18 protein-coding genes and 1 tRNA gene are annotated in these 24,447 nt (G+C 63.3%); 10 read left to right on the forward strand and 9 right to left on the reverse strand.

Features of this window, described 5'->3' with window-relative positions:
• Positions 1-14 precede the first annotated feature (14 nt).
• On the forward strand, positions 15-908 hold the full coding sequence (locus tag VDP79_RS10660; RefSeq protein ID WP_323018180.1) for an aldose 1-epimerase: 894 nt from the start codon (positions 15-17) through the stop codon (positions 906-908).
• Between the two features lie 94 nt (positions 909-1,002).
• Here VDP79_RS10660 and VDP79_RS10665 read toward each other — a convergent pair whose 3' ends face one another.
• On the reverse strand, positions 1,003-2,193 hold the full coding sequence (locus VDP79_RS10665) for an L-talarate/galactarate dehydratase (protein WP_323018181.1): 1,191 nt from the start codon (positions 2,191-2,193) through the stop codon (positions 1,003-1,005).
• 232 nt (positions 2,194-2,425) lie between these two features.
• On the opposite strand from VDP79_RS10665, the gene VDP79_RS10670 reads away from it, so the two are divergent.
• From VDP79_RS10670 to VDP79_RS10680, 3 genes are all read left to right on the forward strand, one after another.
• Positions 2,426-3,994 carry an aldehyde dehydrogenase (NADP(+)) gene (locus VDP79_RS10670; RefSeq protein WP_323018182.1) on the forward strand — a complete coding sequence of 523 codons (1,569 nt, stop codon included), beginning with the start codon at positions 2,426-2,428 and terminating at the stop codon, positions 3,992-3,994.
• A 3-nt stretch (positions 3,995-3,997) separates the two neighbouring features.
• Complete coding sequence (locus VDP79_RS10675; protein WP_323018183.1) at positions 3,998-5,347, forward strand: enolase C-terminal domain-like protein; 1,350 nt, start codon at positions 3,998-4,000, stop codon at positions 5,345-5,347.
• Positions 5,348-5,428: 81 nt separating this feature from the next.
• A complete protein-coding gene (locus tag VDP79_RS10680; RefSeq protein ID WP_323018184.1) occupies positions 5,429-6,331 on the forward strand; it encodes a DMT family transporter in 903 nt (300 codons plus the stop codon).
• Between the two features lie 39 nt (positions 6,332-6,370).
• Here VDP79_RS10680 and VDP79_RS10685 read toward each other — a convergent pair whose 3' ends face one another.
• The 3 genes from VDP79_RS10685 to VDP79_RS10695 form a co-directional block, all read right to left on the reverse strand.
• Complete coding sequence (locus VDP79_RS10685; protein ID WP_323018185.1) at positions 6,371-7,183, reverse strand: NAD(P)-dependent oxidoreductase; 813 nt, start codon at positions 7,181-7,183, stop codon at positions 6,371-6,373.
• 105 nt (positions 7,184-7,288) lie between these two features.
• Positions 7,289-9,799: a DUF2309 domain-containing protein gene (locus VDP79_RS10690; RefSeq protein ID WP_323018186.1), complete on the reverse strand. Its 2,511-nt coding sequence runs from the start codon at positions 9,797-9,799 to the stop codon at positions 7,289-7,291.
• Positions 9,796-11,400, reverse strand: a complete 1,605-nt coding sequence (locus VDP79_RS10695) for an NADH-quinone oxidoreductase subunit L (RefSeq protein WP_323018187.1) — start codon at positions 11,398-11,400, stop codon at positions 9,796-9,798. Before VDP79_RS10695 ends, VDP79_RS10690 begins: the two co-directional genes overlap by 4 nt.
• A gap of 96 nt (positions 11,401-11,496) precedes the next feature.
• On the opposite strand from VDP79_RS10695, the gene VDP79_RS10700 reads away from it, so the two are divergent.
• Together VDP79_RS10700 and VDP79_RS10705 are read left to right on the forward strand one after the other, a co-directional pair.
• Positions 11,497-12,429, forward strand: coding sequence for a LysR family transcriptional regulator (locus tag VDP79_RS10700; protein WP_323018188.1), 933 nt, complete (start codon positions 11,497-11,499; stop codon positions 12,427-12,429).
• 17 nt (positions 12,430-12,446) lie between these two features.
• On the forward strand, positions 12,447-13,082 hold the full coding sequence (locus tag VDP79_RS10705) for a carbonic anhydrase (RefSeq protein WP_323018189.1): 636 nt from the start codon (positions 12,447-12,449) through the stop codon (positions 13,080-13,082).
• Between the two features lie 6 nt (positions 13,083-13,088).
• Here the strand turns inward: VDP79_RS10705 and VDP79_RS10710 are convergent, their stop codons facing one another.
• Together VDP79_RS10710 and VDP79_RS10715 are read right to left on the reverse strand one after the other, a co-directional pair.
• The gene (locus VDP79_RS10710; protein WP_323018190.1) at positions 13,089-13,670 is read right to left on the reverse strand and encodes an NUDIX hydrolase; all 582 of its coding nucleotides are present in this window, start codon (positions 13,668-13,670) and stop codon (positions 13,089-13,091) included.
• Positions 13,671-13,680: 10 nt separating this feature from the next.
• On the reverse strand, positions 13,681-15,975 hold the full coding sequence (locus VDP79_RS10715; RefSeq protein ID WP_323018191.1) for a putative bifunctional diguanylate cyclase/phosphodiesterase: 2,295 nt from the start codon (positions 15,973-15,975) through the stop codon (positions 13,681-13,683).
• A 124-nt stretch (positions 15,976-16,099) separates the two neighbouring features.
• Here VDP79_RS10715 and VDP79_RS10720 point away from each other — a divergent pair, with 124 nt between their 5' ends.
• Complete coding sequence (locus VDP79_RS10720; protein ID WP_323018192.1) at positions 16,100-16,588, forward strand: GAF domain-containing protein; 489 nt, start codon at positions 16,100-16,102, stop codon at positions 16,586-16,588.
• 54 nt (positions 16,589-16,642) lie between these two features.
• Positions 16,643-18,493 (forward strand): putative bifunctional diguanylate cyclase/phosphodiesterase, encoded by a 1,851-nt coding sequence (locus VDP79_RS10725; RefSeq protein ID WP_323018193.1) that lies wholly within the window; start codon positions 16,643-16,645, stop codon positions 18,491-18,493.
• Positions 18,494-18,553: 60 nt separating this feature from the next.
• Here the strand turns inward: VDP79_RS10725 and VDP79_RS10730 are convergent, their stop codons facing one another.
• A complete protein-coding gene (locus tag VDP79_RS10730; RefSeq protein ID WP_323018194.1) occupies positions 18,554-20,746 on the reverse strand; it encodes a TonB-dependent receptor in 2,193 nt (730 codons plus the stop codon).
• Positions 20,747-20,902: 156 nt separating this feature from the next.
• On the opposite strand from VDP79_RS10730, the gene VDP79_RS10735 reads away from it, so the two are divergent.
• Complete coding sequence (locus VDP79_RS10735) at positions 20,903-22,000, forward strand: PQQ-binding-like beta-propeller repeat protein (protein WP_323018195.1); 1,098 nt, start codon at positions 20,903-20,905, stop codon at positions 21,998-22,000.
• Positions 22,001-22,084: 84 nt separating this feature from the next.
• Entirely contained in the window at positions 22,085-23,230 is a 1,146-nt protein-coding gene (locus tag VDP79_RS10740; RefSeq protein WP_323018196.1) for a PQQ-dependent sugar dehydrogenase, read from the forward strand.
• A 64-nt stretch (positions 23,231-23,294) separates the two neighbouring features.
• On the opposite strand, the gene VDP79_RS10745 is transcribed toward VDP79_RS10740, so the two are convergent.
• Positions 23,295-23,371: transfer RNA gene (locus VDP79_RS10745), tRNA-Pro, on the reverse strand.
• 63 nt (positions 23,372-23,434) lie between these two features.
• Complete coding sequence (gene ispB, locus VDP79_RS10750; protein ID WP_323018197.1) at positions 23,435-24,400, reverse strand: octaprenyl diphosphate synthase; 966 nt, start codon at positions 24,398-24,400, stop codon at positions 23,435-23,437.
• Between the last annotated feature and the right edge of the window lie 47 nt (positions 24,401-24,447).

Genomic DNA, 24,447 nt, shown 5'->3' on the forward strand with positions numbered 1-24,447 from the left:
CAGGACATGCCGGCATGATGCCAGAACGCATGGACGCCACACCGCAGCGATGCCTGACCCTGACTCAGGGGCCGCATCGCCTGCGGGTGGGGCCGGCTGCCGGCGGCCGCATTCTCAGCTGGACCAGCACTTTGCCGGACGGCCATCGCGATTGGCTGACACCGATCCAGGCACAGGAATGGCCGGCGCACGAATGGCCCAAGGGCGGCCTGTTTCCCCTGGCGCCGTTTTCCAATCGCATCCGCAACGCCAGCATGAACTGGGCAGGCCGGACGATGCGGATCAACCCCCTGCCCGGCCAGGCCCATGCCCTGCACGGCCAGGCGCAGCGCATGATCTGGGACGTACTGGAGGCGACAGACGAGCAAGCCATCTTGAGCGTACGCCACCCCGCCGGAGACGACGGTTGGCCATGGCTTTGGTCGCTGCAGCAGACCATCCGCCTGTCGGCGGATGGCCAGCTGGACATCGCACTGGCGCTGACGAACGAAGACACGCAGCCCATGCCAGCCGGCCTGGGCTTGCACCCCTACTTCACCGCTGACAGCGTCCACGCCTTTGCCAGCAAAGACTGGGCGCACGAGCAGGAACTGGCCTTGTTCCCCCGCCCAAACCGCCAGACCCGCTGGCAGCGCACCGACAGCACCTGGACGAGTTTCCTGTCCGGCTGGACGGGCCATGCCGAGATCGCCTGGCCCACGGGTCCGGGCCTGCACCTGCAAACCCGAGGTCCGCTGGGCCACTTGGTGCTGCACTGCAACGCAGGCCGCTACCTGTGCGTGGAGCCCGCCACCCATGTCTGCGACGCCGTGAACCTGGCTGCCGCAGGCATCCAAGGCACCGGTCTGCGAACACTGATGCCGGGGGATACGCTGGCCGTCGGCATGACCCTCAGCATCCAGACCTGAGCCGGGCGCGGCCCGGCTTTCGCTCCCGATACAAGGCAAAACGAAAACGGGCGGCCTTTCAAGGCCGCCCGTTTCCATGCCGATCCATCAGGCATCAGGGCTGCTTGCCGCATTCCGCCGTTTCGGTCGTCCAGGCCCGCGCCTGCTCGCTGAGCGTAAAGCCCAAGCCGGGGCGATTAGGCACTTCCATGCGCCCGTCCTTCATGACCAGGCGCTCATTGAAGAGCGGCTCCAACCACTCGAAGTGTTCCAGCCAGGGCTCGCGGGGATAGGCCGCCGCCAGATGCAGGTGGATTTCCATGGCGAAGTGCGGCGCCATGCTCAGGCCGTGATAATCGGCCAGCTGCATGATTTTCAGGAACTGGGTGATGCCGCCCACGCGAGGCGCATCGGGCTGGAAGAAATCGGACGCGTGGGCCTCGATCAATTCCGCATGTTCCCTGAAACTGGTCAGCATTTCACCCGTGGCGATCGGGGTATCGAAGGTGGCGGCCAGCGCCGCATGGCCCTGGACGTCGTAGGCATCCAGCGGCTCTTCGATCCAGGTCAGGCCGTATTGCTCCAGCACCCGGCACATGCGGGCCGCCGTCATCCGATCCCATTGCTGATTGGCATCGACCATCAGCGGAAAACTGTCACCCAGTTTTTGACGCACAGCATCGACCCGCTGCAGATCGACCGCATGATCGGGATGACCAACCTTGATCTTGATGCCGCCGATACCCCGCGCCCGCGAGGCATCCACATTGTCCAGCACCTCGTCCAAAGGCGAGGACAGAAAGCCGCCGGACGTGTTGTACAGACGAACCGAATCCCGGTGTGCGCCCAATAGCTTGGCCAGCGGCAAACCGGCCCGTTTGGCCTTCATGTCCCACAAGGCGACGTCGAAGGGCGCAATGGCCTGTACCGTCAGGCCGCTGCGACCGACCGACGCCCCGGCCCAGCACAGCCGGTCCCAGAGCCTCTGGATGTCGCTGGGGTCCTCGCCCAGCAGCGTGGGGGCGATTTCCTGGGCGTGGGCATACATGCCCGGACCGCCCGCCCGCTTGGAATAGGCGAAGCCCAAGCCTTCGTGACCATCGCGGGTGCGGATCTCGCAAAAGATCATCGCGACTTCCGTCAACGGCTTCTGGCGGCCGGTAAAGACCTTGGCGTCGCTGATGGGCGTGGGCAGCGGCAGGAACGCCAGGGACAACTTGATCCAGGCGATGCGGTCACTGCCGCCATCGGAGGCGGCAGCCGCATGCGCTGATTCGGCAAATGCAGCGGATTCTGGGCGAGACATGGGGGGCAATCCTTTTGAAAACGAAATGTCAAAATAGGGACACAGCCCGCCCCGGGACGACCCGGACAGACCGGAATAACACACAGATACTATGTCTTGGCATGAACACAAAGAAATTAAAAACACATCGGCAACACAATGAAGTGGTGCCTTTCGATGGGTATTTCCTTTCCGTCATGATGAGTTGTATGATAACTTACTTGTGAAAATTTTCCACCCCGGAGGTTCCCCTATGTCCATCACTGGCATGCAGATCATCGGCCGCCAGAATATCGCTGGCACCGGACCATCTCTTCAGGCCGTCAACCCGGCGGATCAGCAAGCCCTCTCTCCCGCATGGCAGGGTGCAGACATCCATCAGGTAAATCAGGCCGTCGCCCTGGCAACCACCGCCTTTGCATCCTACCGGGAAACCTCTCTGGAGCAACGGGCTGCCTTCCTGGAAGCCATCGCCCAATCCATTCTGGATCTAGGCGACGCACTGATCGACCGCGCCATGCTGGAAACAGGCCTGCCACGCCCGCGCCTGGAAGGCGAGCGCGGCCGCACCGTCAATCAGCTGCGGCTGTTCGCGCGCGTCGTGCGTGACGGCGACTGGCTGGACGCCCGCATTGATCATGCCTTGCCGGACCGCAAACCCGCCCCCCGCAGCGACCTGCGCATGCGCCAGATTCCGCTGGGGCCGGTGGCCATTTTCGGATCCAGCAATTTCCCGCTGGCCTTCTCCGTGGCGGGCGGCGATACGGCGTCCGCCCTGGCTGCCGGCGCCCCGGTAGTGGTCAAGACGCACCCGGCGCACCCTGGCACCTCCGAACTGGTGGGCCAAGCCATCCGCGCCGCTGTGCAGCAATGCGATCTGCATGAAGGCGTGTTTTCCCTGCTGGCCGGCCCCGGCATCGAACTGGGACTGGCGCTGGTCCGTCATCCCGGGATCCAGGCCGTGGGCTTTACGGGCTCACGCCAGGGCGGCATCGCCCTGATGCAGGCCGCCGCTCAACGTCCGGCGCCGATCCCCGTCTACGCAGAAATGAGCAGCACCAACCCGGTCTACCTGTTGCCCGGCGCCCTGGCGGCCCGCAGCGAAGCGCTGGCCGATCAGTTTGCCGTCTCGCTGCTGGGCAGCGCCGGCCAACTCTGCACCAACCCCGGACTGATCATTGCGCTCGAAGGCCCGGATCTGGACCGCTTCATCGCTCAAGCCACCCGAAAGATCCAGGCGGCGCCCGCCGCCACCATGCTGACGACCGGCATTGCGCAAGCCTACCGCACCGGCGTCAATCACCTGCTGGATCATCCGGCCATCCAGCCCCTGGCGCGCGGCCTGGCGGCCGAAGCCCCCGCCCATTGCCAGGCCAACCTGGCGCTGACCACGGCGCAGGATTTCCTGGCGGATCCCGACCGCCTGGGCGCGGAAATCTTCGGCGCCAGTTCCCTGATCATCCGCTGCGCCACGCCGGCAGAATTCCAAGCGATCGCCCAGGCATTGGAAGGCCAACTGACCGCCACCCTGCACCTGGAACCCGGCGCAGACGATGCACTGGCAGCGGGTCTGATTCCCATCCTGGAGCTCAAGGCAGGCCGCATCCTGGCCAACGGATTTCCGACCGGCGTCGAGGTCTGCGACGCTATGGTGCATGGCGGCCCCTACCCGGCCACCTCCGACAGCCGCACCACGTCCGTCGGCACGCTGGCGATCCGTCGATTCCTGCGCCCCGTCTGCTATCAGGACATCCCAGATCGCCTGCTGCCCGCAGCCCTGCAAGCCGCCAACCCCTGGCGCATTACCCGTACAGAGCGTTGAATCATGAGCCCAAACGCAGTTCCCGACAGCAACACCCCGCGCATCACCCAGGTCCGGGTCGTGCCGGTGGCCGGCCAGGACAGCATGCTGCTGAACCTCAGCGGCGCCCATGGCCCGTATTTCACCCGCAACATCGTCCTGATCGATGACGACGCCGGCCACCAGGGCCTGGGCGAAGTGCCCGGCGGGGAAGCCATCCGCGCCGAAGCCCAACGGTTGGGCCAGTCCCTGATCGGCCAGCCCATCGGCCGGATGAACGAGCTGCTGGAACAGTGCCGCCGCGCCACCCAGGGCGGCTCCGAGGATCGGCGCGGCAACCAGACATTCGACCTGCGTACCGGCATCCATGTCATCACCGCGCTGGAATCCGCCCTGCTGGACCTGCTGGGCCAGCATCTGGGGGCGCCCGTCGCCGCGCTGCTGGCCGACGGACGCCAGCGCGACGCCGTCGAGGTCCTGGGTTACCTGTTCTATATCGGCGATGCGGGCAAGACCACCCTGGGCTACCGCCAGGAAGACCAGGCCGACAACGCCTGGTTCCAGTTGCGCAACCGCGAGGCCCTGACGCCGGACGCCGTCGTGCGCCTGGCCCAGGCGGCCCGCGACCGCTATGGTTTCCGGCACTTCAAGCTCAAGGGCGGTGTGCTGGCCGGCGATGCGGAAATCGAGGCCGTCACCGCCTTGGCCGAGCACTTCCCCGACGCCCATATCACCCTGGATCCCAACGGCGCCTGGTCCCTGAAAGAAGCCATCCGCCTGTGCCGTGGCCAACACCACGTCCTGGCCTATGCGGAAGACCCCTGCGGGGCGGAATCCGGCTATTCCGGGCGCGAAGTCATGGCGGAATTCCGCCGTGCCACGGGCCTGCGCACCGCCACCAATATGATCGCCACCGATTGGCGGGAAATGATGCATGCCATCCAGCTGCAGGCAGTAGACATCCCGCTGGCCGACCCGCACTTCTGGACCATGCGCGGCTCGGTGCGCGTGGCCCAGCTGTGTCACGAATGGGGGCTGACCTGGGGCTCGCATTCCAACAACCACTTCGACATTTCGCTGGCGATGTTCACGCACGTCGCAGCCGCCGCTCCCGGCGACATCACCGCCATCGACACCCACTGGATCTGGCAGGACGGCCAGCAGCTGACGACCGACCCGCTGCGCATCGTCGATGGCCGCATCGCCGTGCCGGATGTGCCGGGCCTGGGGGTGCGTATCGACCCCGACAGCCTGGACAAGGCGCACGCCTTGTATCTGGAAAAAGGCCTGGGCAGTCGGGACGATTCCGTCGGCATGCAGTTCCTGATTCCGGACTGGCGCTTCGACAATAAACGCCCCTGTCTGGTGCGATGACCCCAAAAGCCCAGGGAAAAGCACTATGATTCCCCTGCCAGGCAGCCGATTCTCGGCGCCTGGCAGTTCTTTTCGTACTCCATGACGATCGACAAACGTTCTCCGGCCTGGCTGGGTCCTGCCCTGATGTGCGGCGCCAGTCTGTGCTTCGCCATGCTGGACACGGGCACCAAATATCTGGCAGCCCACTACCCGCTGCTGCAGATCGTCTGGGTCCGCTACATCGCGCAGATGATCGGCGTCGTACTGATCTTTGCCCCCGCCATGCGGCTACGCCTGCTGGAAGCCCACAACTACGGCATCCAACTGATGCGCGGCCTGTGCCTGTGCTGCGGCAGCGTCTTCGTCATCAACGGCCTGGCGCGACTGCCTTTGGCCGAGGCCACCGCCATCGTCTTCCTGGCGCCTGTCCTGATCACCATCCTGTCCGGCCTGCTGCTGAAGGAAAAAGCCCGGACCATGGACTGGCTGGCTGTGAGCTGCGGATTCGCCGGCGTCCTGATCATCGCCCGGCCCGGCGGCGGCTTGTTGACCTGGGCCATTCTGTTTCCGATGGGCTCGGCCCTGTGCAATGCCTTCTACCAGCTCGTCACTCGCTCCACGCGCAGTTCCGAACATGCCGCCACCAGCAATTTCTATACCGGATTGATCGGCGCCCTGGCGCTGACGCCCTGGGGCGCCAGCGCCTGGACGCCCATGTCCACGCCTGATTTCCTCATTCTGCTGGGCATCGGCGGCATCGCCTCGATCGGACACCTGACCATTACCTATTCCTTGCAGCATGCTTCTGCAGCATCGCTGGGCGCCTACAGCTATTCGCAGATCCTGTGGGCGACGCTGCTGGGCTGGATGGCCTTCGGCGCCATCCCCGACGTCATGGCCTGGGTGGGGATCCTGGTCATTGCGCTGGGCGGGCTGGTATTGTCCGTGCCGCAAGTAGGACAGCTGGGGGCCGCGCTGCTGCTGCGCTTTCGGCAACGCTGACGCCCCTGCTGGTGCAGCTGCGCTGCCGGACTCTATCCGCTAATCCGCATCCCCGAACGGCCCTCTGGCGGTAAACACGCCGCCCTGGTACACCATGACCGGATCGTCCGCCGCCGGGGCGGGCTGGGCCTCGATCCCTGCGCGAAAGGGCTCGGACGAATCCGCCGGCGCATAAGCCAGATGCGCCGCCAGGCGGTTGTCCCACCAGACGTCCCGGTTGTCCGACATGCCGAACACTACGGTATGCCCCACATCGGGGGTGAACAGGCTGCGCCGGATGAGTTCCGTCAAATCGCCGAAGCTGAGCCAGGTATGCAGGGCCCGGCGATCAGCCGGTTCAGCCACCGACGTGCCGATGCGGATGCTGACGGTCTCGATGCCATAGCGGTCATGGTAAAAACTGGCCATCTGTTCCCCATAGACTTTGGACAGACCGTAGTAGCCATCCGGTCTCGTGGGGGTCTGCGCATCCAGACGCTCACCCTGGCGGTAAAACCCGATCGTGTGGTTGGAGCTGGCGAACACGATGCGACGCACCTGATGACGGCGGGCGGCTTCGTACAAGTGGAAGACGCCCTTGATGTTGGCCTCGAGGATTTCCTCGAAAGGCCGCTCCACAGACACCCCGCCCATGTGCACGACGGCATCACACCCCTGCACCAGACGATCCACGGCCTGCTTATCCGACAGATCGCATGGCTGGATTTCTTCCCCTGGCCGTGGGTCGCCCAAAGACTGCACATCAGACAAGCGCAGGGTTTTCGCCATCGGCTTGAGCCTCTCCCGCAGCACGCGTCCAAGGCCGCCTGCAGCCCCGGTCAATAACAAGCGCCCGATCTGCGCATCTTCCATCTTGCACTCCAGCAATTCGGATTAGTGATACGTCATCATATGACAAGTCCGGACACAGCGCTCTGTCTCGGCATCATCCGATCACGGGTACGACTGAAACAAGCGTCAGAACCCCACCGGCAGCCAGCAGCCCCGCTCATAGCGCTGCAGCGCATCGCCCTCGTAACGCCACAGCAGCATCCAGCCGTTATCGCACAACTGGGCCAACACCGCATGACGCGCAATGATGTCGCGGATCACCTGGGCGGACGCATCGATCACGACCGTCAGACGCACGGGCTGGTGATACCAGCCGTCGCCATCGTGCAAGGACTGCTTGGGCAACCCGATACGCAGATCGCCGCCGTTGCCCTCGAAGACCCCGACATGCCCATCCACCACATTGTGCAGCACCTTGTTGCCCGACCCGTAGTGCAGGGGATCGCAGGTGGAGGCGTGATACTGCCAGGACAGCCAATTGGTGACCAGCATGGGCCCCATCATGAGCTGTTCCAGTACTGCGCCATCCGCATCGAAGCGCGCATCGTAATCGTGCAGGTAGGTCCGGCTGAGCACCCTGCCGCGGCTGCGATCGCGAGGACCGATGATGAACGCGGCATTCCGGGTCAACCCCCACTCCGGCCGGGTCTGGGAACCATCATTGGCACGGCGGCGGAAGGATGCCAGCAAGGCCTCAGGCGGAAGGTTCGCATCCATCCACAGCGCCGGCGCACGTTCATGACGGATCCGATCACCCGCCCGGGCAAAGGCCTGCTCCATTTTCTTCCAGCGCGCCTGCGCCGCCGGCGGCAGCACATCCAGATCGAAACCCGTTACCTCATCCGTGGTCGTATTGTGCAACGCGCCCATGAAGACTACGTGGGGCGGGATGCTCAGCCCCCGCAGACGCAGGCCTTCACGGACCTGTGCATCGTTCAGCAGGAACGCCAGCGCACGCGCATTGGTCTCGCCTGGCCGGCCGTAACACGCCCCGCAATCCAGGGTCGAGGCATGCGCATTGTTGGTGCTGTGCCCCGCGTGGCCGCACAGGATCACCAGCGGCGCCAGACGATCATCCAGCCCCATGGTGTGCAGAACGCCGGCAGCCAGCTCGACCTGCGCGTCGATGTCCAGCCCCGCCACCATGGGCCGGCAACGGTCCTGGACCGCCACCGGCAGACCCAGGCGGTCGGCGCTGGCACGCGGGGCCGTCGACGGCCAGATCCACCGTGCGATCTTGCCCAGATAGCCGACGCCCAGCACTTCGACGAAGGAAAACGTGGCATTCGACCATCGCACGGCAGCCAGCCACTGATCCAGCCGCGCCAGCCGCGTCCGGCGGGCCGCCTGGGCCCGCAGCGTCTCTGCCTCGTCGACGTGGGCCCGCCCCGGCGCCGTCACCACATCCCGCACCGCGATGCTGGGATAGGCCAGACCCGGCAGCTGCGGTCGATGGACATCGGTGCCCAAAGGCGTGTAATCAATGGGGATGCCGAAAAATCCTGCGAACGCCCGTGTCTGCACGCCCGGCCACACGGCTTCCAGAGCGCGCCGCATCCGCTCGCTGCGCGTATCGATGCAGAAAACAGCCTGCACATCGGGCGCCTGCATATCAGAGGACGGCACCGCAGTCCGCAGCGCCTGCGCAAACCCGCGCTGGAAGCTGATTTCCAACGCCTGCTGCCATCGCTCATCCACGATCAGCGCCGCCTCGGCTTCGGCGACGCGCGGTTGAAAATCCTGCCAATGCACACCCAGCGCAGCGACGGCGGCACTGCGCGCCGCAGACGGCATGGAACGCGCCAGCAAGGCTTCCCAGGCAAGCCGGCACGCCAGCAGATCGCTCAAGCGCGCATCGTCCTGACCCGCAGGGATCTTCTGCCAGCCAATATAGGCGCACCACGACGCCCAGCCATTGATCGACAGCAACAGCGCTTCAAAGTAGTCCTGCCAGACAGACTCATCCAGCGAGAGTTCCGCCAGCGCCCAACGCAGCACATCCTCTGCCCGCATCGGCAATTGATGCAACTGTTTCATGAGTCCCGGCAAGCCCAACCTCGCACTCAGGCCATGGTCGCCGACCATGCTTTCGCGCCAGAACCCATACAGGCCAGGACTGCCCGATGCGCGCCAATCCGCCTGATGGCGATCGAAGTAAGTCGCGCAGGTCTGGCTCATCTGGAACACGATGGCTGCCCGCCACGGCCAGCGCTTGTTCTTCTGCACCGTATCATCCAGCACATCCACCAGCAGCGGTTCGCGGCGTATCCTGGGCGCCGCCGACAGGGCGGCAATACAGTGGCCGGCCGTCACTGCGCCCGCCTCATCCGCCGCGCCGCCGCTCAGCGCGGCATCCAAGTCTGCGCGACTGATGCGGCCCGCATCCCATTCCCGCCGGATGTAATCCCGTGCGGGAAATACGCGAAAATCGCCCAGCACGGCCAGTCGCGCCGCTACCCGGCGGATCGGCAGACCGATACGCCGCCAATGAGGGTTGACCGCCACCGCCTGATCCAAGGGCCAGGCCGGCATGATGCCCGAACACGCGGATGCGACCGCGCGCCGCAGCGCCTGATCGTCCGCAACCGCCGGATCCTGCTGACCCCCGCGCCTGGTCTCCTGCACAACGGCGCTCATGACCCGGCCCCTTCGCAGGCCGGTTCATGCGCGTGCCAAGCCGCGGGCGCGTCTGCGCCGCCAGCGCCGGCCCAAGAAGCGGGCCACACTCTCAGCACCCAGTAGGTATAGCCCTCATCCATGTAAAACCCGGCATACACCCAGCGGCGCACGGCCACGACCGACTGGGGCCGCAGCTGGAACGCTACCGTCCCCAGGTACATCAGGCTCATGCCGATCAGGACGACGATGCCGGCATCCGCCAGCGGGTCATTGCGCACACCCAGCGGCGCATGATCCATGATCCCCGCCATCAGAGTCAGACCCAGCGCCATCGCTCCTGCCGTCAGCAGCCGCGCGAACACCGTCGCGCCATGGCCGGCAGCACCCGTCTTCGGCACCCACAGCAAAGGCGCCCATGCCAACGCCAGCACGGCGCTCCACCACCACGGCCAAGCCTGATTCCCTATCGCGGCCTGCAGCGCAAATACGATGATCAAGGCCAAGGGCACAGCCAGCAACATGCTTAGACCGGAATTGTGGGCTTCGCCCGTCATGAGCTTGCGTTCGCAGTCTCTGACGGCGCTGGATGCATTCAGGAAATTATGGGCCTTATACAGCGAATGCCCCAACAGATGCAGGGCCGCAAAGAGATACAGGCCCAGGCCGCACTCCAGCAGCATGAAGCCCATCTGGGCGATCGTGGACCACGCCAGATGCACTTTCTGACTGACGCGAGTCAGCAGCACCAGCCCCGCCACCGTCGCCGACACCAGCCCGAAGGCCACCAGCAGCCAACGCGCCGCCAGTGACACGCCCAGCAAAGGCGCAAACAACACCAGCACATATCCGCCCAGATTGACCACTCCGGCGTGCAGCAGGGCCGACACCGGTGTCGGAGCCTCCATCACCTGAACCAGCCAGCCATGCACCGGCATCAACGCCGTACGGGCGATGACGGCCAGCGTCAGGCACACACCGCTCCAGGCCAGTTCCGGGGAAGCATGCCCGGCCGCGATATGCGCCCACAAGGCGGACAAGGAACCGCTACCCGTCTGCGACCCTGCCAACAGGGCTGCAAACACCAGCAAGACGTCAGCCGCGCGATCCGTCACTCTTTTCTTGTGCGCCGCCAGCAAGGCAAAGGGCCGATCCTCGTAAAAGCACAGCAGATAGTGCATTGCATGCCCGATGGCTGCCCACGCAGCGATCAGCACGACCCAGTGGTTGGCCAGCAGCAGCAGATGTACGGCGGCCAGCACTGCACCCAGCGCCGTGATGTACACCGCCTGGCGCGGTTCTCCCTTCAGGTGATTGGCGGAATACAGGCCAATGGCCGCACCGAGCAACTGCACCAGCAGGCTGACCCAGGCGCCAAACGGATTGACAGCCAGCCAGCCGCCCAGGTCCGGCGACCCGGCCATGCGACCAGACGGCATCAGCGCCAGAGGCAAGAGCAGCCCCAACAGCGAAAAAAACAAAGCAACAAGCGTCAGCGCGTTGAACCGCCGCCACCGGGTCAGCACCGGCACACGGCCGCGCCACGCCCACAGCGCGGCGCCCGTCATCAATACGACCGGCGCCAGCGCGAACGTGAAATTCAATTCTTCAAGCAGATTCAACGCGTGTTCTCCCAAAAGCGACACGCGTATTCTTGGAGTTTTTATATCTTCTGTAAATTACATTTATAATACGAGAAGGTTCTATAAAACAGAACAATGAACATCAATCAGCTGAATTTCAAGCACTTGTTCTACTTCTGGCGCGTGGCAAAAACGGGTTCCCTCACCCACGCGGCTGAACAGATCCATACCTCGCAGTCCGCCCTCTCCACGCAAATCAAGCAGCTGGAGAACCGGCTGGGTACCCCCTTGTTCGACCGCCAGGGACGTCACCTGGAACTCACCGCCACGGGCCAGCAGGTCTTCGCCTACGCGGAAAACATCTTCGGCCTGGGCGAACAGATGCTGGGCTGGCTGCAGGGCCGCGACACAGGCGCCACACACGTCCGCGTGGGCAGCGTATCGACCATGTCCCGCAACTTCCAGGTCAACTGGCTGCGCCCCCTGTTCCGCGACCCGTCCATCATCCTGTCCGTGGACTCCGGATCGCTGCAGGCGCTGGTCGAACGCCTGCTGCGCCATCAACTGGACGTGGTGCTCGCCAACGAACCCGTCCCTTCCGATTCCACCCGCCCGGTGTCTGCACGGTTTCTGGGCAGCCAGGTCATCTCCCTGGTCGGCCGGGCCGATCGCTGGGCAGGCGCCACGCTGCGCGTCCCGGAAGACCTGGACGACGTCGAAATGGCCATGCCCAGCATGCGCCACAGTGTGCGGCCGCAGTTCGATGCACTATGCTTTTCAGCGGGCGTGCAGCCCAAAGTACGCGCCGAGATCGACGACATGACCATGCTGCGGCTGATCGCCCGCGACAGCGGCTGGCTGACCGTCCTGCCCGAAGTGGTCGTGCAGGATGAACTGCACTCGGGCGAACTCGTACACGTCGGCCATTCCTCGCAACTGACTGAACATTTCTACGCCATCACGGTCCAACATGACCACCTGGCGGGCCCCCTGAAGCAGCTGCTGTCGCGCACGGCAGTCGGCGGCATCCTGGGGGCCTCTTCACCTGACTCATTCGATCCCGTCTAACCCATAAGGACATCATCGTGTTCCCACAACGACTGACCGAAGGCTATTCCTCATTCCTGCACGGGCGCCTCGAAACCGAACGCGCGCGCTATCTCGATCTGGCGGCATACGGCCAGCATCCCGACATCATGCTGATCAGCTGCGGGGATTCCCGCGTCGCACCTGAAACGATTTTCGACTCCGGCCCCGGCGAAATGTTCGTCGTGCGCAACATCGCCGGCATCGTCCCGCCTTGCGACGACAACCCGGAATCGGCCTTTCACGGCACCAGCGCCTGCATCGAATTCGGCGTCAATGCCCTGGAAGTCGCCCACATCGTCGTCATGGGGCACGCCAGCTGCGGCGGCGTGTCCGCCTACGCCAACAAGGCCGAACCACTATCCAAGCCCAACTTCATCGGCACCTGGATGTCACAGATCAAGCCAGTGGCAGACAAGGTCGGTCCCCGAACGGGCGACTATGCCGAATGGATCCGCAACATGGAATGGGGCGTGGTCGAATACAGCATGAACAATCTGCTGACCTTTCCGGATGTGCGCGAACGGGTCGAAGCCGGCACGCTGACCATCCACGGCGCCTATTTCGGCGTCGCCACCGGCGTGCTGTTCATCCGCAACCCGGACACCGGCAAGTTCGAACCGTATCAGGAATAGCGCGATTCAGGCGGGCCGCCAGTCCAGGGCCCAGGCGCTGCTGCGCACATTCTGCAGCCACAGTGCGCAGCTCAGGCTTTTGGCATCGGTGACGCCGCCCGTGCGGCACGCCTGAAAGAAGTCCTGATCCGACTGCGGGCAGACGTCCAGGAACTCATCGGCATCCAGATGGCGCTCACCTGCCTGCAGTTCCCGGGCAAAGAAAATATGGATGATCTCGGTGGAATAGGCGATCGCCAGATGCAGCGCGCCCGCATGCGCCCACTGCCCGGCGGTGTAGCCGGTTTCCTCGAGCAATTCGCGTTGCGCGCAATGCAGGGGGTCTTCGCCAGGTTCCAGCTTGCCGGCGGGAAACTCGCTCATCACCCGCCCGACCGGATAGCGGAATTGACGCTCCAACAATACATGCTCGTCATCCAGCAAGGGGATGATGACGACCGCCCCCGGGTGGATGATGTATTCGCGGGTGGACGTCGTGCCATCGGGCATGCGCACGGTATCACGACGCGCCTTCAGAAAATCGCCTTCGCACAGGGATTCGCTGGCGACGCAGGTTTCCCGTAAATGACGGTCAGAGGCATCCGGCACAGAATTTCCTTTAAGAAACGATGGCGCTGCGCAACCAGGCGACGGCCTGATCTTCCGGCATGGGGCGGCCAATGCCATAACCCTGGCCCACATCGCAGCCCAGATCACGCAACATGTCTCGCACGGCATCTGTTTCGATCCCTTCGGCGATCACCTTCAGGCCCAGGGTATGACTCATTTCGATGATGGATCGCACGATGGCGCACAGGTCCGCATCATCCACCATCCCGGCGACAAATGACTGATCGATCTTCAGCGCATCCACCGGCAGGCGATTCAGATAGGCAAACGAGGAATAGCCGGTACCGAAATCGTCGATGGACAGGCGCACACCCAGGGCATGCAAGGCATACAGGGTTCGCAGAGACCGGGCGGGGTCTGCCATGATGACGCTTTCTGTGACTTCCAGTTCCAGCAAGGAAGGGTCCAGATTATGATGAATCAAGGCATCTTCCACCTGCTGCGGAAAATACTCGTCCAGCAGATTGCGGGCCGAAATATTCACTGCCATGCTCACCCCCGGCTGAATGGCTTGCAAGCGCACGCAGGCCGCCACGGCCTGATCCACCACCCAACGGGTGAACGGGTGAATCAGATCGCTGACTTCGATGATGGGAATGAACTGGGCCGGCGGCACCAGGCCGCGTTCCGGGTGCTGCCAACGCGCCAGGGCTTCAAACCCGACAGGGGCGCCTGGCGGCAGAGCATCGCCGTCCAACACGATCTTGGGCTGCAGATGCAGCAGGAATTGCCCTTGCGCCAAGGCATCGCGCAGGTCTCCACGCAGCAACTGGCGGTCATGCACCTGGGCCCGATCCCGGACATCAAACACAGCCACGCCCAGGCCTTCCCGCTTGGCCCGCCGCATGGCCGTATCGGCGCAGTGGATCAGCTCGTCAGGCTCTGCCGCGTGTACCGGATGGATCGCCATGCCAAAGCTGCAGCTGATACGGATCTGCAGCGTATTCAGCGTAAAGGGTTCCCGAACGGACGCCAGCAGATCGCGGACCTGCGTTTCGGCCTGCAGCTGATCGCTGGTGTCCAGCAGAAAGGCGAATTCGTCGCTGCCCAGCCGCGCCAGCACACAGGCGTCGCCCAGACAGTCCCGGAAGCGCCGGGCGACAGCCTGCAGCAGCTTGTCCCCGATGTCATGCCCCAAAGCCCCATTGACTTCCTTGAACCCGTCGACATTGGAGATCACCAGCATCCAGGGCCTGTCCAGGCCCTGCTGCGTACGCGACAGCAGACGATGCAGAATATCTCCACGACTCAGCAGCCCGGTCAGGGAGTCATGCGTGGCTTGATGCGTCAGCACCCGCTGCATCAGATTGCCCGCTACCAGCAGCGCCACGCACAGCAGCAGCCCCATGATCACCAGACCCGTCCACAACGCCCGCCTAGCTTCGGCATACAGGACGGATTCGGGGATCTCATAGCGCACGGACACCCCATGAGGGTCGCCACGCGGGCCAGCCTGCATGGAATAGGTCCGCCAGCGGCGTCCATCCCCATCGACATGGCTGCTGCGCAACAAGCCGGTCTGCTGATCAGGGTGAAACTCCAGGCGTTCGCCCAGATGACTGGCATCCCCCGGAATCCGCTGCAGGATGTGGCCCTGGCGATCCAATATCCACAGCCGCGCCCCTGGCAGCAGATCCGGGATCGCTGCGCCGGCACGCAGGTAACCCAGATTCATCCCCGCATACACGACGCCGGCGCTGATGCCGGAATAACCTGGCACCTGCACCGCCAGCACCAGTGTGGGAACGCTGGACATCCGGCCGATGATAAAGCCCCCCAGAATCACATCGGCGCGCTCGAGCGCCTCCTGGAAATAGGGCCGGTCGCCCAGGAACGAGCCGGCGCGATCCGGATCCGGCAAGCCGGAACAGACCTGTCGCCCGTCAACCCCGATCACCCCAAGGTTCAGATACCGCGGCAGATGGCCCAGCAAGGTCGCCATATAGCCCCGGCATTCATCCCATTGCCCTGCGCGCAGGACCGGAGAATTGGATAGCGTGAGCAGTACATCGCGGGCATCGTTCAAGATAGTCCGGTCGTAGGCGGCCGTCACCTGAACCAGGCTTTCAGCTGAACGTTCACTATTGAGCACCAGCCCCTGGTACTGATGCCACACGTAGTAGCCCAGGCCGCCGATGATGGGAATGGCGGTCGCCAGGACCGCCATAAGCAGGCGCGCACGCAAATCGCCCAGCAGGCCGAAACGGTAGTCGGTGCGGCTTCTTGCAGCGAATAAGCGGCCAAAGGCGCCGAACAATACGCTTCCCCTCCAGATGCAGGACACATCAGGTCATATCCATGACCGCTCAATATACACGGAACCAGCGCCTCTTGAAGCATCCACGCCAGCCAGCCAGCAGCTGCAGGCCTAAAATGAGCGCATTCACGACACTGTCCGGAAATCCCCCATGTTTCACCTATCCCCGCAAACCTTCGCCAGCAAAGCCGCCCACTACGCCAGCCTGGCGGATCAAGCCCGCCATTTGATCGCCGGCGAACCCGATCTGATCGCCAACGCAGCCAATTTCAGCGCCCTGGTGTTCCACAGCCTGCCTCAGCTGAACTGGGCGGGCTTCTACCTGTTCGATGGCACGGAGCTGGTCGTCGGCCCTTTCCAGGGCAAACCCGCCTGCATCCGCATCGCCATCGGTTCCGGGGTCTGCGGCACCGCCGCCCAGACCCGCCAGACCCAGGTCGTGCAAGACGTCAATCAGTTCGACGGCCACATCCCCTGCGACGCCGCATCGCAGTCGGAAATCGTCGTGCCGCTGATCCGCGCCGATGGATCCTTGCTGGGCGTCTGGGACGTGGACAGCCCCGTCACCCGGCGCTTCGACGATGAGGACCGCGCGGGGATGGAAGCGCTGTGCCAGGTGTTCATGACGCATTTGGGCTGACAAAAAAAGCACAAACTTCAAGTATGCTAGTGGTGATTTCAACTTGTTACCGCCATGCCTACTTCTGGACTACTGATCTATCTGCTCGCCACGGCGCCACCAGATCATGTACCGCATGCCGTCTGGCTGGGAATCCTGGGACTGGCGCTGCTCAATGGCGTCCTGCTGATATTCAGCCGGCGCGCGCAGCGCCGGATCGGCACGGTGCGCAAGGCGCTGGCGCATACGCAATCCATGTTCGACGGCTTGAACGGCAACACGGTCATCGGCATCTACATGGTCAACGATGCGGTGCAATTCACCTACGCCAACGCGCAGCTGGCGCACATGCTGGGCTACGATCAGGCCACGCTGGCTGACTGCTTCCCTCTGGATCGCATCTTTCCACCCGAAACCTACCAAAAAATCTGCGTGCGGGCAGGCCAGCGGCTGTCCGGCGAAGTATCCCGGGCCCGCTATGAATGTCCGGCCCTGCGCAGCGACGGCACTCCGATCGACGTCGAAGTCTACGGCTCGCAGATCCTCCTGGACGGCCGCTCCACCATCATCGGCATGATGCTCGACATCAGCGAACGCAAGCGGGCCGAGGCCATCGTCTGGCGCCAGGCGCATTTCGACACGCTGACCCAATTGCCCAACCGGCAGTCCTTCCAGGAACAGCTACAGGCCGCCATCACGCTGTCCGCAGACAAGGAGCAGGCGTTCGCCCTGATCTTCCTGGACCTGGACCAGTTCAAGGAGGTCAACGATTCTTATGGGCACGACGCCGGCGACGAACTGCTGCAACAGGCTGCCCGCCGCCTGCAGTCCTGTATCCGGGAGGGCGACCAGCTGGCCAGGCAGGGCGGCGACGAATTCACCCTGATCCTGGCAGCCCCGATCAGCCAGGATCTGGTAAACGGCATCTGCTCGCGGATATTGCAATCCATCGCCCAGCCCTTCATGCTGCACGAGCACAGGGTCCAGATTTCCATCAGTGCCGGCATCACCCGCTTTCCCCTGGATGGCCGCGACGCGACAACGCTGTTGAAGCATGCCGACCTGGCCCTGTATGCCGCTAAAAATCTGGGACGCAACCAGGCCAGCTATTTTCAGGACGCCATGCGTCAGGCAGCGCAGAGCCGGCGCGAGCTGCTGCAGGACCTGCGCGCCGCCATCCAGGCGCAGCAGTTCCACCTGCTGTACCAGCCGGTAGTGGATATGCACACCCGCCGCACCATCAAGGCCGAAGCCCTGATCCGCTGGCAGCATCCGCAACACGGCCTGATCAGCCCCGCCGACTTCATCCCGCTGGCCGAGGAATCCGGCCTGATCATCCCCATCGGCAACTGGGTGTTCGATACCGCCAGCGGACAACTGGCGCAATGGCGGCGCGACCATCACCCGCTCTTTGTGATCAGCATCAACGTGTCGCCCGCGCAATTCGGCGATCACGGTCTGGATCCTGCATCCTGGATCCAGGCCCTGCACGCGCAAGGCCTGCCCGGCGATGCGCTGACGGTGGAAATCACGGAACAGGTGCTGATGGGCGCCGAACAGCACGTCAGTTCCCGCCTGCTGATGTTCCGGGACGCCGGCATCCTGGTTGCATTGGACGATTTCGGCACCGGCTATTCATCTCTGGCCTACTTGCAGCGCTTCGACGTGGACTTCCTGAAGATCGACCAGTGCTTCGTGCGCAATCTGCACCCGGACTCCAGCGACCTGATCCTCTGCCAGGCCATCATCGCCATGGCGCACCGGCTGGGCCTGAAAGTCATCGCCGAAGGCATCGAAACCGAGCAGCAGCACCAGATCCTGCAAAGCATCGGCTGCGATTACGGACAGGGCTACTGGTACGCCCGGCCCATGACAGCCGGACAAATGGGGTTACGGCTGCAACAGGAAGCCACCGACCGGGCCTGATCACCGCCGACGACAGACCAGAGAACCCCGGAAGCCGCCGGCGGCTAGGCCGCGAGCCGGTCAGAACTCCATGCTGGCGTTCAGGGAAACGGTGCGGCCAGCCCCCAGCGTCAGATACCCATTACCCGGATACCCCCCCACGGACGCCCAGTAGTTCCGGTCCGCCAGATTATCCACCCGCGCCCGCAGCGTCACCAGTCTGCCATCGACTTCCCACAGATAGCGCAAGCCCATATCCAGGCGTGTCCAGCCAGGCACTTCCTGGGTATTGTTCGCGTCGGCATAGCTGGCGCCGGTGTAGACCACCCGGCCATCGACCGTCAAGCCATCGATCCAAGGCAGATCCCACTCCAGCCCCATGTTCGCCTGCAGCTTCGGCACCCCGATGGTGCGCTTGCCATCGGTGACGGCATCCCCGGTGTCGATCTGTTTGGCATCGATCCAGGTTGCACCGCCCAGCACCCGCACATCCTTTGCCGCCTGCCCGAACACGGTCAGCTCCACGCCCCGATGACGATCCTTACCTGACTGGACAAAGAGCTCGTCTGACTGTCGCAGGTATCCCCGCGGCTTATCCGTCGTGAAAAAGGCCAAGCCCGCTCCCAGTTCGCCACCATCGAATTTGATGCCGATTTCCTTTTGCTTGGACACATAAGGATTGAGCGTCTGGCCGTAATTGGCAGCCTTCGGATCCGTCACAGAACCACCAACCGCCAACGATTCCATGTAATTGGCATAGACCGACCAGTCAGGCGCAAACTTCACCGTCAGCCCGACTGCCGGCGATACCCTGCTATCGTCATAGGCTGGATCAGCGATACCCGTATTCCAGGCGAAATCCTGAGTGCGAAGCTGCTGATGTCGAGCACCCAAGGTCAGCAGGACGCGATCATCCAGTAATGACAGCGTATCGCCCACCGCTACGCTGGTCAGCCGAGTCTTGCTGCGCAAGGCCGGATTGCCCTGTTCGTTGCCGGTGAACGCGATCGCACTGATGGCAGGCCGATCACGATAGACAGGCCGGTAGATATTGGTCGCGAACGTGTTGAAAAAATCCATGACATACGCGCCCTTGTTCTCCAGTGCGTAATACGACGCCGACACCACCCATTCATGGCCCACTGATCCGGTGCGCAGCTTGCCGCGCAAACCCAGCTCGCCGGAATCCACCGAGTCTTGCCGGGCATTGTCGAATCGATAATATGTGCCGTCACCCCTTGCCCCGTCGTTGACGGTGACTCCCGCCAGGGAATTCGCCTCATGCGTGCGACGCATCCCCCAGGCGGCCCAAGCCGTCACCGAATCGGTGATGTCATATTCCCCGCGCAGCGTGCCGAACAGATCCCGTTCGTTCGAATACGTCCAGGGCTGCGCGAAATTCGTGTCGGCATCAGGGGCATCCGGGACGTCTGTGCCGGATGCCAGCGTAACGCTGGGGCGCGTGCGCCTGAGCCGGTTTTCCTGCCAGCCGATATCGCCCGACAGGCGCAGGCGGTCGCCTCGCCAGTCCAACCCCAGGGATACCAAATCCAGGCGCGAATCCTCACCGCCTACGGAAGTCCCGCCGCCGTGCCGCGCCGCATTCAGACGCACGCCCATACGGTCCTCATGGCCAAAACGGCGGCTGACATCCATGGCTATCTGTGATTGACCGCCACTGCCCCACCCGGTGGACACCCGGGTCAAAGACTCATTGCCCGCCCGTTTGGGCAACAGGTTCAGGGCGCCGCCCATACCCTGGCCGCCCGGAGGCGCCCCATTCAGAAAGGTAGAGGCGCCGCGCAACACTTCCACCCGTTCGAACAGTTCAGCAGCAATGTACTGTCTGGGCAAAATGCCATATAGACCGTTGTAGGCGATGGCATCCGACTCCAGCGGAAAACCGCGGATGAAATACGATTCCTGAAAATTGCCGAAGCCGCGCGCCACGCGCACGCTCGGATCACTTTGCAGCACGTCCCCGACACTGCGCGCCTGGACATCCTGAATGAACTCACTGGTATAGCTGGTGATGCTGAAAGGAGTTTCCATGAAGTCACGGGTGCCCAGGATGCCGGCACGACCGCCCTGCGCCACCTGACCGCCTGGATACGCAGGTGATAACCCTCCGGCAGAGGCATCCGCGCTTGACTCAATGCGAATCGTTCCCAGGGTATCCACTGGCTCGGACGCACTTTGCGCCTGCTGCGCATGGGTGGTCGCACTCACGCACAGCACAGCCGTCGCCAGCGCGCTCATTTTCAAGACATTCATCAGAATTCCAATCGTCAGGATAGAAAGGCCTGCAGCCCCAGACAGATTCGTACTTGCTACAGGATCAAAAATAGTTATTGATAACGATTATCATAATTATTAGATATCAATAATGTATAGTGTTGCAACTGACTTCTTCGTTGACCGAGCAAATTCATGTCCTCCACACGCCTCTCATCACCCCGGCACATCCTCCGCGTTCTGGTCCTTTCCCTGGCCGTATGCGGCACTGCCCAGGCTGCCGCCCCCACACCATTTGCCGTTCAGGCCGTGACGATCACCGCCGATGGCGCGACCCGCCGCCCCATCGCGCCGGGCATCTACGAGGCCGCCTACAGCCCCGCCACCCAGGCGCTGTACGTCGCTTCTGCTGAAGCCACGACAGGCACACAGGGGGGCGTTATCTACAAACTCGATCCGGAAACCTTGCAAACGCTGGGCATAACGCATACCAACGATGAGAATTTCGGATTGGCCATGGATCCATCCGGCAAAACGCTCTACATCACCAACAGCCTGAATGCCGGCGTCAGCGCCCTGGATACGGAAACCGGCCGCATCAAGGCGCAGACCACATTCACTGAACGCAGCAAAGACGGATCGGCCTACGGACCTCGCAAAATCATCTATGACGAGTCTCAAAAAGCGCTGTACGTCGGAGGGGTCGGCGATCCAGGTGTCATCTGGCAAGTCGACGCCGCAACCCTTCAGGTGAAAGCCGTCATCCAGAACGCCGGCAAATGGGTCACCGGCCTATTACTGGACTCGGACGCGCATCGCTTGTATGCCGCGAATGGCGGCGGAGAAGTCCTGGTGATCGACACACAGGAAAACCGGATCCTCGAACGCTGGACGCCCGGGGACGGTAAGGAATGGCTGCTATTGAACCTGGCCCTGGACAAAAGCCGCCATCGTCTCTACGTCACGGACCATTCCAAGCAGAAAACCGTGGCGGTCTTCGATACACGCACCGGCAAGATGACAAATCGGCTGGATACCGCTGGCGATTCCCTGGATATTCAGTTCGACGCGCAACGGGATCAGCTATATATCTCGCACCGCGAGGCGGGCACATTCAGCATCGTCGATGCCGATACCCAGAAAACCGTCAGGACATACGACTTGCCCCCCATGCCCAACAGCGTTCTGATCAGTCCAAATCACAAGACCGTCTACGTGACGATCAAGACGCCGCCCAACAAGGATTATTCCGCCAGCGGCGCCGGCAGCATTGCGCGCATTGCCCTGCCCTGAACGGGCTTTCTGACCGCGATCACCGATCCCGCCCCGGGCTCAATGGGTATAGTGCACAGATCACCCACAAAAGGCGCACGACTCATGAACCGATCTGCCCTGCAGGCCAGTCTGGCGCTGGCCGCCTTACTGGCCTGGTCGCCGCCAAACGCCCAGGCCGTCTCACAAAATGCCGGCGTCATTGCACCGGATGACACTGCGCCTTTCACCACCCAGCGCATCGCCACGTTCAACCGTCCCTGGGCCATCGCCTTTCTACCCGATGGACGCCTGCTGATCACTGAAAAACCCGGCCGCATGTTCCTGGTGACGCAGGCCGGCGCCAAAACCGCCATCGCCGACATCCCGCCCGTCTATGCACAAGGCCAGAATGGCCTGTTGGATGTCACGCCCTCGCCGGATTTCCGCCGCGACCACTCCCTGTATTTTTCCTTTGTCGCACCGGACAAAACAGGCGGTGCGCTGGTCTTGGCCCGCGCCCGATTGGAAGAATCTGCCGGCAGCGCACGGCTTGCCGCGCTGGAGACCCTGTGGCGGCAAGCGCCAGCCAGCCGCGGCGGCCAAGCTGGCGGCATCATCGTCTTTTCGCCTGACGGCAAGCATCTCTTCCTGAGCGTCGGCGACCGGATGGAGCCTGAAACCGCTCAAAATCCCGATGCCGCCCGGGGCAAGATCCTGCGTCTGAACCGGGACGGCTCGCCTCCCGCAGACAACCCGACGGCCCGGCAGGCAGGCATCCGCGCACTGACCTGGAGCACTGGCCACCGTAATCCATACGGACTGGCGTTCGCGCCAGACGGGCGCTTATGGGAACACGAAATGGGTCCCAAAGGGGGCGACGAGTTGAACCTGATCCTGCCCGGTAAGAACTACGGCTGGCCGGTGGTGTCCAACGGCGACCAGTACAGCGGCGCCCCGATCCCCCGGCATGATACGCATCCGGAATTCGAGGCGCCCCGTGTCTACTGGACGCCGGTGATCGCCCCTGCCGGGTTGGCGTTCTATCAAGGATCGCAATTCCCCGCCTGGCAGGGGTCTGCGCTGATCGGCGGCCTGGCCGCGCAGGGCCTGGTCAGAATCGCCTGGGAATCCGATGGCACTGCCAGGCAGCTCGACCGCTGGTCTCTGGGGGCACGCATCCGTGACGTCGCCGTGGCGCCCGATGGCGCGGTATGGCTGATCCAGGACGGCGCCAATGCCGCTCTGCTGCGACTAAGCCCGCCAGACTAAGGCGCAACCTGCTGCGCAAAAGCAACGGCCCCATGGCAAATACCATGGGGCCGTGCAAATTCTATGGTCGGGGTGACATGATTCGAACATGCGACTCCTACGTCCCGAACGTAGTACTCTACCAGGCTGAGCTACACCCCGACGGGGATGCTTCGAAGAAGCACAAGCCGGGTAACCCTGCACCTGCCCCCTTCTCGGGAATTTTCAACGATCACGCTCGACCGCGAAAGCACAGAATTTTAGCAGAGTTTCGCGGTAAACGGAATTCGGGAAGGCAGACAGCGCCTGACGGGCCAGATCAGCCTCGGCCAGCGCCGCCTGGCGCGTGTAGTCCAACGCATCGGTGGCATGGATAGCGCGCGCCACTGCTTCGAAGTCAGCATCGCCGGTTTCGATGGCCCGGCGGATCAGGCTGCGTTGTTCAGCAGTACCGGTTTCCAGCACCCGGATCAAGGGCAAGGTGGGCTTGCCTTCACGCAGATCGTCGCCCACGTTTTTGCCCAGGGCCTGCACATCGCCGCTGTAATCCAGCACGTCGTCCACCAATTGAAAGGCCGTGCCGATATGGCGGCCATAGGCGGCAGCAGCGGATTCCTGTTCAGGCGTGGCGCCGGAAATAATGGCGCCCACCTGGGCAGCGGCCTCGAACAGTTTAGCGGTCTTGTAGCGCACCACCTGCAGATAGCGCTCCAGGGACACATCCGGGTCGTGGACGTTCAGCAACTGCAGCACTTCGCCTTCGGCGATGACGGTGGTGGCGGCCGACAGCACCGCCATCGCCGCCATGGAATCCGATTCGACCATCATCTCGAAGGACCGGGAATACAGGTAGTCGCCCACCAGCACGCTGGCGGCATTGCCGAACACGGCATTGGCGGTATCGCGGCCCCGGCGCATGTCGGACTCATCGACCACGTCGTCATGCAGCAAAGTGGCCGTATGGATGAATTCGACCACGGCAGCCAGCCGATGGTGATTGTCCCCCTGGTACCCCAGGGAACCTGCCACCAGCAGCACCATGGCCGGGCGCATGCGCTTGCCGCCCGCGCCGACGATGTAATCGCCGATCGTGCGAATCAAGACGACTTCGGAATCCAGACGGGCGCGGATGACGGCATCAACCGCCTGCATGTCGGACACAATAGGAGCGAACAGTTCAGAGAAATTCAAGACGGACCCGGATACTGGTGGGTGCGGCGCCGGCCGCAAAGACCCAG

Origin of the sequence: Castellaniella sp. (genome assembly GCF_034675905.1) — a bacterium.
Classification (GTDB): domain Bacteria; phylum Pseudomonadota; class Gammaproteobacteria; order Burkholderiales; family Burkholderiaceae_B; genus Castellaniella.